The sequence below is a fragment of the Chloroflexus aurantiacus J-10-fl genome (assembly GCF_000018865.1).
Taxonomy (GTDB): domain Bacteria; phylum Chloroflexota; class Chloroflexia; order Chloroflexales; family Chloroflexaceae; genus Chloroflexus; species Chloroflexus aurantiacus.
In genome coordinates, this window is sequence record NC_010175.1 from 128,930 (window position 1) to 145,614 (window position 16,685).

A 16,685-nucleotide genomic window follows, 5' to 3' on the forward strand; every position below is an offset into this window, starting at 1 on the left:
AAGCGTGCGCCTCTGACTCGCATCCCTGGGAGCGCCAGGCGTGCATGCCACTGGGAGCGCGAGCCTCCGGCTCGCATCCCTGGGAGTGCGCACCACTGGAAGCGCGAGCCTTTCCCGCTCGTGATGCGCGTGTCGCGACGTTTGGAGTGCGGCAGCCATGCTGCCGCGCCAGCCGCGCTCACCATCCGGCGCGTGTCACACCGTTGACCCTACTGGCTTCATAAAAGTCACAGCACACCATCATTCGCACCCGACGACCTCAAGCACTCCATCGCGATGCGCAAGCGCCGGCTTCCTGGAAGCGCGAGCCTCCGGCTCGCATCCCTGGGAGTACGCACCGCTGGGAGCGCGAGCCTTTCCCGCTCGTTATGCGCGTGTCGCGACGTTTGGAGTGCGGCAGCCATGCTGCCGCGCCAGCCGCGCTCACCATCCGGCGCGTGTCACACCGTTGATCCTGCTGGCTTCATAAAAATCACAGCACTCCATCATTCGCACCCGACGACCTCAAGCACTCCATCGCGATGCGCAAGCGCCGGCTTCCTGGAAGCGTGCGCCTCTGACTCGCATCCCTGGGAGTGTGCACCGCCGGGAGTGCGAGCCTCTGGCTCGCATCCCTGGGAGTGCGCACCACTGGAAGCGCGAGCCTTTCCCGCTCGATATGCACGTGTCGCGACGTTTGGAGTGCGGCAGCATGGCTGCCGCACCAGCCGCGCTCACCATCCGGCGCGTGTCACACCGTTGATCCTGCTGGCTTCATAAAAATCACAGCACTCCATCATTCGCACCCGACGACCTCAAGCACTCCATCGCGATGCGCAAGCGCCGGCTTCCTGGGAGCGCACGCCTCTGACTCGCATCCCTGGGAGCGCCAGGCGTGCATGCCACTGGGAGCGCGAGCCTCCGGCTCGCATCCCTGGGAGTGTGCACCGCCGGGAGCGCGAGCCTCTGGCTCGCATCCCTGGGAGTGCGCACCACTGGAAGCGCGAGCCTTTCCCGCTCGTTATGCGCGTGTCGCGACGTTTGGAGTGCGGCAGCCAGGCTCACCATCCGGCGCGTGGCATACCGTTGATCCTGCTGGCTTCATAAAAGTCACAGCACACCATCATTCGCACCCGACGACCTCAAGCGCTCCATCGTGATGCGCAAGCGCCGGCTTCCTGGAAGCGTACGCCTCTGACTCGCATCCCTGGGAGCGCCAGGCGTGCATGCCACTGGGAGTGCGAGCCTCTGGCTCGCATCCCTGGGAGTGCGCACCACTGGAAGCGCGAGCCTTTCCCGCTCGTTATGCGCGTGTCGCGACGTTTGGAGTGCGGCAGCCAGGCTCACCATCCGGCGCGTGGCATACCGTTGATCCTGCTGGCTTCATAAAAGTCACAGCACACCATCATTCGCACCCGACGACCTCAAGCGCTCCATCGTGATGCGCAAGCGCCGGCTTCCTGGAAGCGTACGCCTCTGACTCGCATCCCTGGGAGCGCCAGGCGTGCATGCCACTGGGAGCGCGAGCCTCCGGCTCGCATCCCTGGGAGTGCGCACCACTGGAAGCGCGAGCCTTTCCCGCTCGTTATGCGCGTGTCGCGACGTTTGGAGTGCGGCAGCCATGCTGCCGCGCCAGCCGCGCTCACCATCCGGCGCGTGGCATACCGTTGATCCTGCTGGCTTCATAAAAGTCACAGCACACCATCATTCGCACCCGACGACCTCAAGCGCTCCATCGTGATGCGCAAGCGCCGGCTTCCTGGAAGCGTGCGCCTCTGACTCGCATCCCTGGGAGCGCCAGGAGTGCGCACCACTGGGAGCGCGAGCCTCCGGCTCGCATCCCTGGAAGTGCGCACGCCACTGGGAGCGCGAGCCTCCGGCTCGCATCCCTGGGAATGCGCACCACTGGAAGCGCAAGCCTTTTCCGCTCGATATACGCGTGTCGCGACGTTTGGCGTGCGGCAGCCAGGCTCACCATCCGGCGCGTGGCATACCGCTACTCATCCTGGTCACGGGGGTGCTGAATGTGCTCATGCCGACCATCGAGTCGGTCAGGCATGCATGCGATACCTGCGTGTAGACAGTGATGTTGCAAGCGATTCGTGCCTGCGCACCAGCGGTCACGTCCAGCACCTGCCGGCGGGGGCGATGATGCCGGCACGCAGGCTGGAAGCCTGTGCCACGGGGGGCGCTTGCAGTCCAGCCTAACGCAGCGCTATATGTGGGTAATGCATAGCCTGATGCGCGGGCAAGGAGCCGGAGATGAGGGCGTCCTAACAATACCAGCTATCAAATCTGCCCATCCACAACCACTCATTCCCGCGGCACCTGCAACCCCAACGCTTCGGCACGCTGGGCCACTACCAGCGATGGCCGAGTCAGCCAGAACCCTAAAACACTGGTCAGGATCACCGCCGTCCACAGCGCAAAGGTTGGCGTTACCACCCAGGTCAACGGCGGATGGAAACCAAGCCCGTAATCCACCAGGATCGACAGACTGAAAAAGGCCGCAACCGCTGCCCGTGCCGTCATACCAAGCGGGCCGATCCGTGTCGCCAGCAACACACCTTCGCAGGTCAAGCCGATATGCGAAACGAACAGCATCAACTCCAGCGGCTCGACCGTACCTGCACCAAGCCAGTGCCGCGTCCAGAAGGCCAGCGTCCACAAACCGTATTTGATACAGGCAAACGCAGCGAACGCAGTAAACCAGGGCACCTGCCGCCCATAGCGGAGCAAAATAAACGCAATCGTCGCGTAGAGGGCCGCTGCCGGACAATCGGGAATAAAAATCCAGGCCCAGGCCGGTGAAGAAGCCAGCATTGGCCCATACCAGACAATACCACCCCAGACCACCCCAAACAGATTTATCAGCATACACGCCCAAAAAAGCAGGGGATGGCCGGTTATCAGGGCGTATATCCAATCAATAAGTTGACGAACCTGACGCATAACAACCTCGCTGGCGGTTACTGTTCATTGCAACGAAAACCCGTTGGTCATTCCATTAGCGGTCGAGACGGCGAATTGGCACGCCACCCACGAACGCCCCTGGCGGCACATCCCGGTTCACCAGGCTCATCGCCGAAACGGTTGCCCCAGCCCCTATCACCACACCGGGCAAAATGGTACAGTTTGCCCCGATAGTCACATCAGGGCCAATCACAACTGGGCCACGCTTCCATTCCCGACGAGTCACCTCGTGGCAGAGTATAGTTGTATTATAGCCGATCACACAGTTCTCCCCCAGGGTAATATCTTCAGGGAAGAAAATATCGAACATCACCATCAGCCCAACGCTGGCGTGCGGCGCGACATTCACCCCTAACCAGCGGTAGATCATGTTTTTTACCGCGATAAATGGCGTGTACCGCGCCAGTTGAATCAGAGCGGCATTACGCATAATACGCAAATAGCCTCCGGCCAGTTGTGGAAAATACCAGAGTGCGTTGTGCGGGCCAGGTACAGGTACACTCTGCAAACGAGCTTTACGGGTTGCCGTTGAGCCAAGATCATCGGAAGAGAAGGTCTCAAGCATAGCGTTCATATGTTGCGCACCACAAATGTAAGTTTTGCTGTCCCAGTTGGCAAAAAAGACGACTTTCCATTACACTATGATTGGAAAGAGGTTTTGAATGGTGAAAAGCGTATGGTACAGTCACTGGATCGTGCCTTCGATGTACTGGAAGCATTGGCCTTCGCCGACGACGACTTAAGTGTCTCCGAGCTAAGCGAGCAGCTTGATCTCCCCCTTGCCACCGTCCATCGGCTGCTCTCTAGTTTAGCCGCACGTGGCTATGTTACGCAAGAGGCAAGCACCCGCCGCTACGGGCCGGGGCCGCGGCTGTTGGAAGTCGCGGCCCGCGCTGCCCGCAGTCGTCGTTTTGACCTGATTCGCATTGCCCGCGCCGAACTGGTGAAACTGACCGCCGAGACCGGTGAGACCAGCAATCTGATCGTTCGCCAGGGCGACCTCGCCGTTTACCAGGAACAGATTCCCAGCCCGCATATGGTACGGATGTTCACCGAAATCGGTCAACGGGCACCACTCTACTGTACCGGCGGTGGTAAAGCCATTCTGTCTGCGCTACCAATTGCCGAACTCGAACAGTACCTTGCCGGCGGTCACTTCGAGCGTTGGACAAACAGGACGATTACCGACCCCGAACGTCTCCGCGCTGAACTCATGACTGCCCGCGAACGAGGGTTTGCTCTCGATGATGAAGAGCGCGAGGAGGGTGTGTGCTGCGTTGCCGCACCGATCTTCGACCGCCGCGGACAGGTCGTTGGCGCGATCAGTCTGTCTGGCCCGTCCACCCGCCTCAACCGCGCAAGAGCCGAAGAACTGGGACCACGGGTGCGCGAAGCAGCATTGGCGTGTAGCCGGCAACTCGGCTTCCACACCACATTAACCGGCAAGTAACTCGCCGGCTACGTGACAGGGGCAGAACGAGTCTTTCACTGCCACATAACTCTGCTCTCAAAACGGTCTTCTACGTCTGGCAGAGATGCCCCTCTGTACCCTCCGTGCCGCTGTAGTGCAACTCCTACCATGCCACTGACACAACGACACAACGGGAGAGGGGAGGGCATGCCGCAAAGATGTCCCCTCTGTACTCTCCATGTCTTTGTGGCGAATCTACCACCCCGCCATCAGCAGCACAACGCAGATGGTACGGGAGAGAGCAAATGGCCTCAATCCCCTCTGTGCCTCTGTGGTGAAACTCCTACCCCCTCTGTGCCCTCCGTGCCGCTGTGGTGCACCTACCACCCTGCCACCGGAAACACGCCGGGGGAGGAAAGCATGCCGCAGCGCTACATCCCTCTGCGCCCTCCGTGCCGCTGTGGTACACCTACCACCCTGTCACCGGAAACACGCCGGAGGAGGAAAGCTTGCCGCAGCGCTACATCCCTCTATGCCATCCGTGCCGCTGTGGTGCACCTACCACCCTGCCACCGGAAACACGCCGGGGGAGGAAAACATGCCGCAGCACTACATCCCTCTATGCCATCCGTGCCGCTGTGGTGCACCTACCACCCTGCCACCGGAAACACGCCGGAGGAGGAAAGCTTGCCGCAGCGCTACATCCCTCTATGCCATCCGTGCCGCTGTGGTGCACCTACCACCCTGCCACCGGAAACACGCCGGGGGAGGAAAGCATGCCGCAGCGCTACATCCCTCTGTGCCATCCGTGCCGCTGTGGTGCACCTACCACCCTGCCACCGGAAACACGCCGGAGGAGGAAAGCATGCCGCAGCGCTACATCCCTCTGTGCCATCCGTGCCGCTGTGGTGCACCTACCACCCTGCCACCGGAAACACGCCGGAGGAGGAAAGCATGCCGCAGCGCTACATCCCTCTATGCCCTCCGTGCCGCTGTGGTGCACCTACCACCCTGCCACCGGAAACACGCCGGGGGAGGAAAGCATGCCGCAGCGCTACATCCCTCTGCGCCCTCCGTGCCGCTGTGGTACACCTACCACCCTGTCACCGGAAACACGCCGGGGGAGGAAAACATGCCGCAGCACTACATCCCTCTGTGCTCTCTGTGTCTCTGTGGTGCACCTTCGGAAGCACAACGAAGAAGAACGCTCCCCCTTGCCCACATCACGCAGCCTCTGACTCCACCTCAACCTCAATCGTGCGCGCCAACCGACGGTCGAGCGGTGTTGGCTCATTCGTCCCGATCTGCACCGTCAGTGGGCCATCGAAAGGCGCACTCGCTACCACTGTGACCCGTGCCCCAGGCACCAGCCCAAGGTCGGCCAGGTATCGCAACCGCTCAGCCGCCTGATCGCGCACCCGCACGATCCGGGCTACCTGATTGAGCGGCAGATCGGCTAGGCGGATCGCCCGTGTGGTCGGCAAGACACCATCAATGCCTGGGATTGGATCGCCATGCGGATCAAAATCGGGAAACCCCAATCGCTCGGCGATCCGGGCTTCAAGTTTCTCGCTGATATGATGTTCCAGCCGCTCAGCCTCTTCATGAACCTCGTCCCAGCTATAGCCGAGGGCCTCCACCAGATAGAGTTCGAGCAGGCGATGATGCCGAATCACTTCAAGCGCAATCCGCTCACCGGCTGGCGTCAAGATCACGCCCTGGTACGGAGTATGCTGCACCAGATTCATCTCGGCCAGCTTTTTAATCATACCGGTGACCGATGCGGGTCGCGAACCACGCTGCTCACCGAGCAAGGTCGTCGTCACCGCACCGACCTGCTGCTGGAGCAGGTAGATAGCTTTCAGATAATCTTCAATTGCCGGCGTAATCCGACCGGGCAGGTTAGGGTCTTCTACTGGGGTCAAGGCGCGTCTCCTTTTGGTGGCGCGAGCAACCCGGCTTTTCCTGGCTTCAATGTACCATAGAGCGGTTACTTCGTGCAACGGGCGTGGTACAATCGAGAGCAACCTTTCGCAAAAGCTATCCAATCCTGCACACGTGCATCTGTTACAGGGTATTATTGTCGGCAAACGACAGTCCTGTCGTTTATGTACAAGGAGATCAACGTATGAGTGAAGAGTCTCTGGTTCTCAGCACAATTGAAGGCCCCATCGCCATCCTCACCCTCAATCGCCCCCAGGCCCTCAATGCGCTCAGTCCGGCCTTGATTGATGACCTCATTCGCCATTTAGAAGCCTGCGATGCCGATGACACAATCCGCGTGATCATTATCACCGGCGCCGGACGGGCATTTGCTGCCGGCGCTGACATCAAAGCGATGGCCAATGCCACGCCTATTGATATGCTCACCAGTGGCATGATTGCGCGCTGGGCACGCATCGCCGCGGTGCGCAAACCGGTGATTGCTGCCGTGAATGGGTATGCGCTCGGTGGTGGTTGTGAATTGGCAATGATGTGCGACATCATCATCGCCAGTGAAAACGCGCAGTTCGGACAACCGGAAATCAATCTGGGCATCATTCCCGGTGCTGGTGGCACCCAACGGCTGACCCGCGCCCTTGGCCCGTATCGCGCAATGGAATTGATCCTGACCGGCGCGACCATCAGTGCTCAGGAAGCTCTCGCCCACGGCCTGGTGTGCCGGGTCTGCCCGCCTGAAAGCCTGCTCGATGAAGCCCGTCGGATCGCGCAAACCATTGCCACCAAATCACCACTGGCTGTACAGTTGGCGAAAGAGGCAGTCCGTATGGCCGCCGAAACCACTGTGCGCGAGGGGTTGGCTATCGAGCTGCGTAACTTCTATCTGCTGTTTGCCAGTGCTGACCAAAAAGAGGGGATGCAGGCATTTATCGAGAAACGCGCTCCCAACTTCAGTGGTCGTTGATCACGCGCAGAACATGGCAGCAGGGGCAATACCTGCACGTACTGCCTCCTGCCGCCATACTACCAGATGATCGAGCAGTAAAGGGTAAATACTCTATCAATCTGGCCAGATAAGCGGTTGGGTAACAACGCAATGCTCCAAAGGAGACGATCATGGACATACACGAGCGATTGCGATCTCTCGAACGCGAAAATGCTCTCTTGCGCCAGCAACTCTCGATCTTGAGAGCACAGATTTCCGCCAATCTGGCCCCAAACCAGTTGCCATTCGATACGCTTTTTCACCAATTGCCGATCCCAATGGTGCTCTTTTCGCTCGATGGACTGGCAGTAGCGATGAATCAGGCCAACGCGCAACTGGTTGCTACACCCATTGATCAGGTTGTCGGCGTCTACAACATCTACAACGATCCAGCCGCGCAAAAGCACGGCTTTGTCGCTGCATTTGAGTCAGCACGACGGGGACAGATTACCACCATGCCACCAACTCCATACAACACCGCCGAAGCCAGGCTTGAGGGTCGGGTTGTTGATCAACAGTTTTGGTCTGAAACAACCTACTTTCCGGTCTACGATGTCGCCAATCGCCTGATACTGATTGGCGAGATCAATCGTGATGTTACCGATTGGATACGGGTGCGCGACGAAGAGCATCGCCTCGCCATCGCCCTGCGTGATCGTGAACGTCGCTTCGCAACCCTGTTTGATCAGTTGAGTCTGGGTATTGTCGTTATCGAAGAGAGTGGGCGTATTCTCGATTGCAACCGTGCTGTCACTGCCATCCTGGGGGTTGAACGAGACGAATTGATCGGTAAGATGATCTTGCAGCGCACCCACCCCGATGATCGTGAACGTGATCTGGAACTGTGGATTGAGCTACTCAACGGCGAGCGTGACAGCTATACGATAGAGAAACGCTACTTCCACAAAGATGGTCATATTGTGTACGCTCGCATGACCTGCCTGGCAGTGCGTGATGAGAACGGCGAGATTACGTTTCTGGTACGCCTGGTGGAAGACGTATCTGCCCGGCGCGAGGCAGAGGCTGCCATCGAAACCGGTCGCCGCCTCTTGCAAGACATCATCGATCAGATACCAGCCCTCATCTTTGTCAAAGACGCAGAAGGTCGCTATCTGATGGTGAATGAGCGTTTAGCCAGCTTCTCTGGCTATCGGCCAGAGGAGATGATCGGGAAATCTGACGATGAACTCTTCGCACCTGCTCTGGCTGCCTATTATCGCGCTTTCGATCAGGAAGTGATTCGGGAACGTCGTCCCATTCAGCGCGATGATGATCGCTGGACAGCCGACGGCTTAACAGCATTTACAACTGTAAAGTTTCCTCTCTTCGACCACGAAGGCAACCTCTACGGTGTGGCTGGTATTTCGCTCGATGTAACCGAACGACGACAGCTCGAACTGGAACGGGAACGGATCGAACAACGTCTACGTGAAGCCCAACGCCTTGAAAGTCTGGGCGTTATGGCCGGCGGTATTGCCCATGATTTCAATAATCTGCTGGTCAGTGTGCTGGGCAATGTATCGCTCGCCTTGAATGAAGTATCCGCCGATCATTCACTCTACGACCTGCTGGTGCAGATTGAGCAGGCGGCTCTGCGTGCCACCGAATTGACCAATCATCTCCTGACATATACCGGTCGCCACCAGCCGGTTATGCAACGCATCGATTTGCGACGAGCAGTAGATGAAATGCAAACCATCCTGCGTAGCCTGGTACCACATCGCATCGAGTTGATTTTCCACCCTTCAGCAACCCCACTCCCTATCGAAGCCAATATTGCTCAGGTACGTCAGGTATTGATGAATCTGGTGATAAATGGCGCCGAAGCAATTGATGGTGCTGGCATCGTAAGGATTACGACCGAACTCCGCGAGTTGAGTGCCACCGATATGCAGAAGATGGAGATCGGTGCCGACCAGCCACCTGGCCGGTATGCGGCATTGATTGTGCAGGATACCGGCCACGGTATGGATGAACTAACCAAAGCCCGGATATTCGATCCATTCTTCAGTACCAGATTTACCGGTCGTGGCCTTGGCCTGGCAGCCGTGAACGGGATTATCCGCGCTCATCGTGGTGCCCTCAAGCTCGACACTACGCTGCACGCAGGTACAACATTTACCATCTTCTGGCCACTCGCCACCGCACCTGACGTATCCGACGATCCCCCCTTGCCATCGCCATCGACTGTCACATCCCAACCAGAGACAACACCGGGCGATGGGCGAATGGTGTTGCTGGTTGATGATGAACCGCAAGTCCGTCAGGTTGCCCAACGTATGCTTCGTCGCCTTGGTTTTACCGTTCACGAAGCTGAAAACAGCGATATAGCTCTCCAGCTTATGCAGGAATACGGATCACAGATCGTCCTGGCCTTGATCGATCTCACCATGCCGGGCATGACCGGCGATGAACTGGCAACCACGCTGCTCGAACAGTTTCCAACCTTGCGCATCATTTTAATGAGCGGTTTTTCGCAACAGGAATTGCCACCACATTTACGCACGAGTGGACGGGTCTCTTTTCTGGCGAAGCCGTTTACGTTGACCACATTGACAGCGGCAGTTACAACGGCACTGTCATCACATACGGTATAATGAAAAGCGACGATTACCTTTCATGTGTAGACTGTTACTCATATGACAATCACGCCAATCGAACCTTCGCTCCGCCGGCAGGCCGATGTGCAGAATCAGTGGCTGGCCGAACGTCTCGCTACGCTGTTGCCCGTCTTAATGGAACGCACCGGCATTGATCTCTGGATTGTTGTTGCCCGTGAATACAATGAAGACCCGGTTATCATGACTCTGTTGCCGGCGCCGGCAATGAACGCTCGCCGCCGCACGATTTTGATCTTTGCCCGCCGTGATGATGGTGTCGTTGACCGGCTCACGTTAGATCGCTACGGCTACGGCGATCTCTACCAGCAGGTATGGAACCCTGATACCGAGTCGCAAGACGACTGTCTGGCCCGGATTGTCGGCGAGTACGATCCGCAGCGCATCGGTATCAACACCTCAGCCACCTTCGCCTTCGCCGATGGTATTTCCCACCACGAGTACGAACGCTTGCTGGCGGCACTCGGCCCACTCGCTGCCCGCTGTGTCAGTGCGGAGCCACTGGTCATCGGTTGGCTCGAACGACGCATCCCGGCGGAACTGGCGGTGTACGCAGAGCTGGTTGCGCTTGGACACCGGTTGATCGCTACCGCCTTCTCCCGTGCCGTTATCACTCCCGGCATCACGACCACCGACGATGTCGTCTGGTGGCTGCGGCAGACGATGCACGAGGCCGGTTTACGGGCGTGGTTTCAGCCTACGGTCAGTATCCAGGCGCGTGGTATGCCGTTCAATACACCCGCGACGCGCAATCGTATCTGGCCCGGCGACCTGCTCCATTGCGATGTTGGTTTTTGTCATCTCGGTCTGTGTACCGACCAGCAACAGCACGCTTACGTTCTTGCCCGTGGTGAAACCGCCCCCCCGCCCGGCCTGGTCACTGCCCTGGCGCAGGCCAACCACTTGCAAGATATTGTCATGGCCGAGATGCAGGTGGGACGCACCGGTAATCAGGTGCTGGCAGCCGCCCGTGAGCGGGCAATAAGTGCAGGCTTACAGCCGTCGATCTATTCGCATCCCCTCGGCTTTCACGGTCATGCGGCTGGCCCGACCATTGGCCTCTGGGACAGGCAAGATGGTGTTCCCGGTGCCGGTGATTACCCGCTCTACGACGAAACGGTTTACGCGATTGAGCTGAATAATGTGGCAATCGTGCCTGAGTGGGACGATCAGCCGGTACGGATCGCCCTGGAAGAAGACGCTGTGTTAACCGGTGGTCGCATGGAGTGGCTGCACGGTCGGCAGACCCAATTACACGTGATTGAGTAACCTGACACCGCCCGCTTAACCGGCAACTGTCAGATCATAACAGCATTGACCAGCACAAAAGGAGGTCTCATGGCTTCAGTGGCTGTGCCTGAAACTGATACCCGCCGTGCCATTATGACGGTGCTGTTTGTAGGCGTCTTTATGTCAGCGCTCGACTCGGCGATTATCGGGCCGATAGTGCCGGCGTTGCGAGCAGCATTCGCAATTGACAATACCCAGGTTGTGCTGGTCACCATTATTTTTACGCTCTGCTCACTCAGTAGCACGACGTTAATGGCAAGTCTGAGTGATCGCTACGGACGCCGCAATGTCTATCTGTTGAATGTGTTTGGGTTTGCCCTCGGTTCTCTGATCATCGCCCTCTCCCACGACCTGACGATGGTGCTGATTGGGCGGGCATTGCAGGGTGTCTGTGCCGGTGGGATCACGCCCACTGCCAGTGCCGTGATCGGTGACGTGTTACCGTCGGCGGAACGGGCGAAGGCGCTGGGGCTGATCGGCGCCACGTCGGGCATGGCCTTCCTGGTCGGCCCGGTACTGGCGTCGCTCATCCTGGCGGTGGCCGCCTGGCAATGGATCTTTCTGCTCAATCTACCGGTTGCGGCTGCGGTTATCTTTTTGGGCTGGCGCGCGCTCCCCCGTGCGACTGCCGTGCACCGGGCAACTGCCGCCACTGCCTTTGACTGGCCGGGACTGACGCTGCTGGTGCTGATTCTGGTCAGCATCACTCTGGGAATTAATCAGCTTCTTGATCGCTTGCTGGGGTTGACGCTCTGGCCGTGGCTCTTCCTGCTGGTGGCTCTGCTCACCCCACTGCTGGCATGGCGTGAGGTGCGCGCCCCGGTTCCGTTGCTTCCACCGCGTCTGTTTACCAATCGCCAGTTGCAGATTGTCTACCTGCTGGCTGCCGGTTCCGGGATTGCCATGGGGAGCATTATCTTTATCACCTCGGTAGCGGTCAACTTTGGCGTGCCAATCAGTCAGGCCGGCTTCTTCTTGCTACCGCTGGTCTTTCTGGCTTCGGTAACGTCGATCATCGCCGGACGCATCCTGCCACGGATCGGAGGTCGGATGGCGATGCTGATCGGTTACGGCCAACTGATGATTGGGACGGGGTTGCTTGGTCTGCCCGCCGCCCCCTTCTGGCTTTTTATTCTGGCAACGCTGATTATGGGGAGCGGCCTGGGTATCGTGGTTGGTGGCACCCTGCGCGCTCTGGTGCTTGAAGAGGTCGCCGCCGGTGATCGCGGTGTGGCTCAGAGCGTCATTAACATCGCGATCAGCATCGGTACCCTGATCGCCGTTGCTCTGATGGCCAGCATCGCCGACGCCTTTGATCTCTCTACCGCATACCTGGCCTGCACCGGCGCCATGGCGTTGATGACCGCCATCAGTCTGGCCCTGCGCCGTCAATTCAGTCCACCATCCACAGCCAATGCATCATAACTACCAACTTGTGCTATCCTATCCAGCAACGGCAATTGGCCGGGTAGGATAGGCATTGACCATGCGGGTCGCTCTTGTTCACGACTATCTCAATCAGTACGGCGGCGCCGAGCGCGTGCTCGAGGCGCTCCACGATCTTTTTCCAACGGCGCCGGTCTATACCTCGATCTTTGATCCGACTACCATGCCGGCTGCGTATCGAACCTGGGACATTCGCACCTCGTTCATGCAACAACTGCCGGCCTGGCGAACCCAGTTTCGCCGTTACGTTGCCCTCTACCCAACCGCCTTTGAACGGTTTGATCTGAGTGGCTACGATCTCATTATCAGTAGTTCGAGCGCTTTTGCCAAAGGGATTATTCCGCGTCCGGGTGCGCTGCACATTTGCTATTGCCACACCCCGATGCGCTTCGCCTGGCGCACCGATGACTACGTGGCCCGTGAGCAGATTAACGGTATCCAGGCCCACCTGCTGCCATTCCTGTTGAATTATCTCCGCATCTGGGACACGGTGAGCGCCAATCGGGTCGATCTGTTCGTAGCCAACTCGCACGAGGTTGCCGGACGCATCGCCCGCTATTATCGCCGTCCGGCAAAGGTTATTCCGCCCCCGGTTGATCTACCGCCGTATGAGCCGCAGCCACCTGAAGAGTTTTACCTCGCCGGTGGCCGGTTAATCCCGTACAAACGGCTGGAACTGGCGATTGAGGCATTTAATCGTTTACGCTTGCCGCTAAAAATCTTCGGTGATGGCCGCGACCGCGCCCGGCTTGAGCGGATGGCCGGCCCGAACATCGAATTTTTGGGTTGGGTCGATGAAGCCACCCGCCTCGATCTGTTTGCCCGCTGCCGCGCCTTCATCTTCCCCGGCGAAGAAGATTTTGGTATTACACCGCTCGAAGTGCTGGCTGTAGGCCGACCGGTCATTGCCTACGCAGCCGGTGGTGCGCTGGAAACCCTGATCGAGGGTGTCACTGGTCGCTTTTTCTATCAGCCCACCGCTGCCGCTTTGGCCGCTGCCGTCGCCCTTTCGCGAACTGATACGATTGACCCGCTGGTACTCCGTCACCACGCCGAACAGTTTAGCCGCGAGCGTTTTCTCAACACCTTCCGCAACTTCGTCACCGAAGCATTGACGGCCCAGCGTGAAGGGCGGCTCTTCGAGTTTGAACAGAGCCTGACCGGCCAACGCTTACTGGCCGTCTGAGCGATTATTGTTATGTCTGCTAAATCACTTCATCTCGCACGATGCGGCAAAGTATAGTAAGATGGTGGCGAGAACAACAATGGGAATATTGCACGACTATGGAATTGACAACCCTTCTTCGCATTGTGCGCCGTTTCTGGCTGTTAATGCTCGTACCGGCGCTGATCGCCGGTGGGCTAAGCCTTTGGTTTGACCTGCAACAGCCACCCCGCTACACTGCCACTGCCCGGCTCTTGATTACCTATCCGGCGACAACAGCCACCGACTCGGCAGAAATCTGGCAGATAACCGAATATATTATCGACGATATGCCACAGGTGGTGAGCAGTGCCAGTTTTGCGGCAAAGGTTAGCCCACTGTTGGCGACACGCAACATCAACCTCACCCTGGCCGAGATTCAGCAAGGCTTGCGGATAAATCCGCTTCACCGCGCCGTAGACATCTCCGGCGAGGCATCGTCACCGGCTGCGGCACAGGCATTAGTCGAAGCGGCGATTACCGTGTTACAAACCGAAGGTCTGACATTCTGGGGTCGCACCGACACCCAACTGAGCGTGGTCGTTCTTGATGGTGTCGGCACCCCCCAACCGGCCACATCACTGCGCTCGGTAGTATTTGACGCTGCCTTGCGCACGGCGCTTGGTCTAATCGCCGGGTTCGCGCTGGCAGTTGCTGCTACTGTGCTCTACGAACGCAGGGAGAATCGATTATGGAAATCCGCGACTATGTAAATGTCCTGGTAAAACGCTGGTGGGTAATCGTTCTCACCGCCATCGCCGCCGTGGGCAGTGCCTATGTGATCAGCAAGTTACTCCCGCAAACCTATCGCTCGCAGGCGGTCTATCTGGCGCTGGCCAATCAGGCCGACAACGGCCTGAACATTGTGCTGCGCAATTCGATGAACAGCTACCGCGAGCTGGTGATGCAACCCAGCGTGCTCGACCAGATCAGCCAGCAGATCGGGCTTGACATCAGCGGTGAACGGTTAATGGAAGATGTCAACATCCAGCCGCGTCCTGACGAGCAGAAGATCGTGATCGAGGTCGATTTACCCCGTCTCGATCAATCGCAGGCGCTGGCCGATGCCGTGGGCGAACGGATCGTCGCCGAAGTAAATCGAATTAACGCAACCCTGGAAGGCACCGCTCGCATCAACGTAACCCGGATTCAGCCGGCGCGTCTGGTCGAGATTCGCCCCAACACCCGCATCAACATGCTGGCCGGAGCGATCCTCGGCCTGGTCTTAGGGATCGTCCTGGCCTTCGTGCTCGAATATCTCGACGACACCCTGAAAACGTCTGAAGATGTTGAGCGTTTTGTTGGGCTGCCCACACTCGGCGCTATTCCGCTTAGCGAACGGTAGTAACTCGTCAGTCCGGCCATCTTGTTGCGAGAGTGTAACCCGCGCTATGCATTGGGTTTGAAGGTAGGAGTCATGATCGTGACCTCGTCGTCTGAGCAGGTGCTGATTACCTTGCGCGAACCGGCGTCTGCCGCTGCGGAAGCATATCGCACCCTTCGTACCAATATTCTCTTTTCGAGTCTTGACAAACCAATTCACACTCTGTTGATCACATCAGCCGAACCGACCCCGGAAAAGAGTCTGACCGCAGCGAATCTGGCCGTCACGATGGCCCAGGCCGAACAGCGCGTGTTGCTGGTCGATTGCGATCTGCGCCAGCCGATGCTGCACACGATCTTTGGGCTGGCCAACGAGCAGGGACTGACCAGCGCCATCCTTGACCAGGAAGCACCGCTGGCGATCCAGCCTACTGAGGTGCCAGGGTTGAGCCTGCTCCCAAGTGGCCCGCTTCCACCCCGTCCTGCTGATCTCCTCGGTTCACGGCGTATGGAAGGGCTGTTGCACCGTCTGCGCCAGGCCGCCGACATTGTCATCTTCGACACCCCGCCGGTGCAGAACGTGACCGATGCGCTGGTGCTATCTACCCGTGTCGATGGGGTACTCCTGGTGGTGCAGGCCGGTCGCTCGCGCCGTGATCGCGTGCGCGAGGCCCGTCAAAAACTTGAGAAGGTGAAAGCCAACCTCCTCGGCGTTGTGCTTAGCAATGCTCGCCTGTGAGGTGTATCGCGACAGAAACATCGATACCGTCTCTACCGCGTGAACAGTCAGTATTCGTGCGAGGATGTATGCAACCAACCATTCTCGTTGTCGATGACGAAGCCAGTATTCGCAATGTCGCCAAAGCCTACCTCGAACACGCCGGGTACCGCGTCTTGTGTGCAACGACCGGCCCGGAAGGGTTGCAGATGGCGCTTGAAGAGCAACCTGATTTGATCGTTCTCGATCTGATGCTGCCCGGTATGGACGGCATGGAGATCACTGCCCGCCTGCGCGAGCGTTCAGATGTCTACATCCTGATGCTGACTGCACGGAGCGACGAGATGGATCGGGTTGCCGGCTTGCGCGTGGGCGCTGATGACTACCTTACCAAACCCTTCAGCCCACGCGAACTGGTGGCACGGGTAGAAGCTATTTTGCGCCGGCAACGCAACAAAACGGCCAAAAGCTCGCTGATGCGCTTTACGCATGTCGAAATTGACCCGGAAGCGCGCGAAGCCCGGGCCAATGGTCAACTGTTGGAGCTAACACCGACTGAATTCGATCTCTTGCTGGCCCTGGCCCGCAACCACAATCGTGTGCTCAGTCGCGAAGACCTGATTGAAAAGGTATGGGGTGCTGATTTCTTTGGCACCGACCGGGTTGTCGATGTGTATGTCAGTCAGCTTCGGCGCAAAATCGAGGCCATTACCGGCGAAAATGTTATTCGGACGGCACGCGGCGTTGGCTATCGCTTTGTTGATACACCGGCATAGCGGGGGTCAATGCGATAATGG

The 16,685-nt window shown here is 58.5% G+C and carries 13 protein-coding genes; 10 read left to right on the plus strand and 3 right to left on the minus strand.

Translation table 11 applies throughout. The features are described from left to right. Nucleotides 1-2,292: 2,292 nt before the first annotated feature. Nucleotides 2,293-2,931 carry a DUF1405 domain-containing protein gene (locus CAUR_RS00490; protein WP_012256007.1) on the minus strand — a complete coding sequence of 213 codons (639 nt, stop codon included), beginning with the start codon at nucleotides 2,929-2,931 and terminating at the stop codon, nucleotides 2,293-2,295. Nucleotides 2,932-2,986: 55 nt separating this feature from the next. Then, complete coding sequence (locus CAUR_RS00495; RefSeq protein WP_012256008.1) at nucleotides 2,987-3,526, minus strand: acyltransferase; 540 nt, start codon at nucleotides 3,524-3,526, stop codon at nucleotides 2,987-2,989. Nucleotides 3,527-3,628: 102 nt separating this feature from the next. Between CAUR_RS00495 and CAUR_RS00500 the strand changes: the two genes are divergently transcribed. Continuing rightward, the gene (locus tag CAUR_RS00500; RefSeq protein WP_044233792.1) at nucleotides 3,629-4,402 is read left to right on the plus strand and encodes an IclR family transcriptional regulator; all 774 of its coding nucleotides are present in this window, start codon (nucleotides 3,629-3,631) and stop codon (nucleotides 4,400-4,402) included. Nucleotides 4,403-5,586: 1,184 nt separating this feature from the next. Here CAUR_RS00500 and CAUR_RS00505 read toward each other — a convergent pair. Beyond that, nucleotides 5,587-6,288 carry a metal-dependent transcriptional regulator gene (locus CAUR_RS00505; protein WP_012256010.1) on the minus strand — a complete coding sequence of 234 codons (702 nt, stop codon included), beginning with the start codon at nucleotides 6,286-6,288 and terminating at the stop codon, nucleotides 5,587-5,589. A 203-nt stretch (nucleotides 6,289-6,491) separates the two neighbouring features. Between CAUR_RS00505 and CAUR_RS00510 the strand changes: the two genes are divergently transcribed. The 9 genes from CAUR_RS00510 to CAUR_RS00550 all read left to right on the plus strand — a co-directional run bounded on the left by CAUR_RS00510 (nucleotide 6,492) and on the right by CAUR_RS00550 (nucleotide 16,664). Then, entirely contained in the window at nucleotides 6,492-7,268 is a 777-nt protein-coding gene (locus CAUR_RS00510; protein WP_012256011.1) for an enoyl-CoA hydratase-related protein, read from the plus strand. Nucleotides 7,269-7,420: 152 nt separating this feature from the next. Further along, nucleotides 7,421-9,886 carry a PAS domain-containing hybrid sensor histidine kinase/response regulator gene (locus CAUR_RS00515; protein ID WP_012256012.1) on the plus strand — a complete coding sequence of 822 codons (2,466 nt, stop codon included), beginning with the start codon at nucleotides 7,421-7,423 and terminating at the stop codon, nucleotides 9,884-9,886. Nucleotides 9,887-9,928: 42 nt separating this feature from the next. Next, on the plus strand, nucleotides 9,929-11,176 hold the full coding sequence (locus CAUR_RS00520) for a M24 family metallopeptidase (RefSeq protein WP_012256013.1): 1,248 nt from the start codon (nucleotides 9,929-9,931) through the stop codon (nucleotides 11,174-11,176). Nucleotides 11,177-11,245: 69 nt separating this feature from the next. Then, on the plus strand, nucleotides 11,246-12,622 hold the full coding sequence (locus tag CAUR_RS00525; RefSeq protein ID WP_012660385.1) for an MFS transporter: 1,377 nt from the start codon (nucleotides 11,246-11,248) through the stop codon (nucleotides 12,620-12,622). 61 nt (nucleotides 12,623-12,683) lie between these two features. Then, nucleotides 12,684-13,829, plus strand: coding sequence for a glycosyltransferase (locus CAUR_RS00530; RefSeq protein ID WP_012256015.1), 1,146 nt, complete (start codon nucleotides 12,684-12,686; stop codon nucleotides 13,827-13,829). A gap of 98 nt (nucleotides 13,830-13,927) precedes the next feature. Further along, nucleotides 13,928-14,560 carry a YveK family protein gene (locus tag CAUR_RS00535; RefSeq protein WP_012256016.1) on the plus strand — a complete coding sequence of 211 codons (633 nt, stop codon included), beginning with the start codon at nucleotides 13,928-13,930 and terminating at the stop codon, nucleotides 14,558-14,560. Continuing rightward, on the plus strand, nucleotides 14,539-15,192 hold the full coding sequence (locus tag CAUR_RS00540; RefSeq protein ID WP_012256017.1) for a YveK family protein: 654 nt from the start codon (nucleotides 14,539-14,541) through the stop codon (nucleotides 15,190-15,192). The genes CAUR_RS00535 and CAUR_RS00540 overlap by 22 nt, the downstream gene beginning before the upstream one ends. A 72-nt stretch (nucleotides 15,193-15,264) precedes the next feature. Further along, nucleotides 15,265-15,909, plus strand: coding sequence for a CpsD/CapB family tyrosine-protein kinase (locus tag CAUR_RS00545; protein ID WP_012256018.1), 645 nt, complete (start codon nucleotides 15,265-15,267; stop codon nucleotides 15,907-15,909). Nucleotides 15,910-15,977: 68 nt separating this feature from the next. Beyond that, nucleotides 15,978-16,664, plus strand: a complete 687-nt coding sequence (locus tag CAUR_RS00550) for a response regulator transcription factor (RefSeq protein ID WP_012256019.1) — start codon at nucleotides 15,978-15,980, stop codon at nucleotides 16,662-16,664. Nucleotides 16,665-16,685 lie beyond the last annotated feature (21 nt).

Coding starts and splice junctions, on each gene's coding strand:
- CAUR_RS00535 (WP_012256016.1), top strand. CDS start 13,928: ATGGAATTGACAACCCTTCTTCGCATTGTGCGCCGTTTCTGGCTGTTA.
- CAUR_RS00515 (WP_012256012.1), top strand. CDS start 7,421: ATGGACATACACGAGCGATTGCGATCTCTCGAACGCGAAAATGCTCTC.
- CAUR_RS00520 (WP_012256013.1), top strand. CDS start 9,929: ATGACAATCACGCCAATCGAACCTTCGCTCCGCCGGCAGGCCGATGTG.
- CAUR_RS00545 (WP_012256018.1), top strand. CDS start 15,265: ATGATCGTGACCTCGTCGTCTGAGCAGGTGCTGATTACCTTGCGCGAA.
- CAUR_RS00510 (WP_012256011.1), top strand. CDS start 6,492: ATGAGTGAAGAGTCTCTGGTTCTCAGCACAATTGAAGGCCCCATCGCC.
- CAUR_RS00495 (WP_012256008.1), bottom strand. CDS start 3,526: ATGAACGCTATGCTTGAGACCTTCTCTTCCGATGATCTTGGCTCAACG.
- CAUR_RS00530 (WP_012256015.1), top strand. CDS start 12,684: ATGCGGGTCGCTCTTGTTCACGACTATCTCAATCAGTACGGCGGCGCC.
- CAUR_RS00500 (WP_044233792.1), top strand. CDS start 3,629: ATGGTACAGTCACTGGATCGTGCCTTCGATGTACTGGAAGCATTGGCC.
- CAUR_RS00490 (WP_012256007.1), bottom strand. CDS start 2,931: ATGCGTCAGGTTCGTCAACTTATTGATTGGATATACGCCCTGATAACC.
- CAUR_RS00550 (WP_012256019.1), top strand. CDS start 15,978: ATGCAACCAACCATTCTCGTTGTCGATGACGAAGCCAGTATTCGCAAT.
- CAUR_RS00540 (WP_012256017.1), top strand. CDS start 14,539: ATGGAAATCCGCGACTATGTAAATGTCCTGGTAAAACGCTGGTGGGTA.
- CAUR_RS00525 (WP_012660385.1), top strand. CDS start 11,246: ATGGCTTCAGTGGCTGTGCCTGAAACTGATACCCGCCGTGCCATTATG.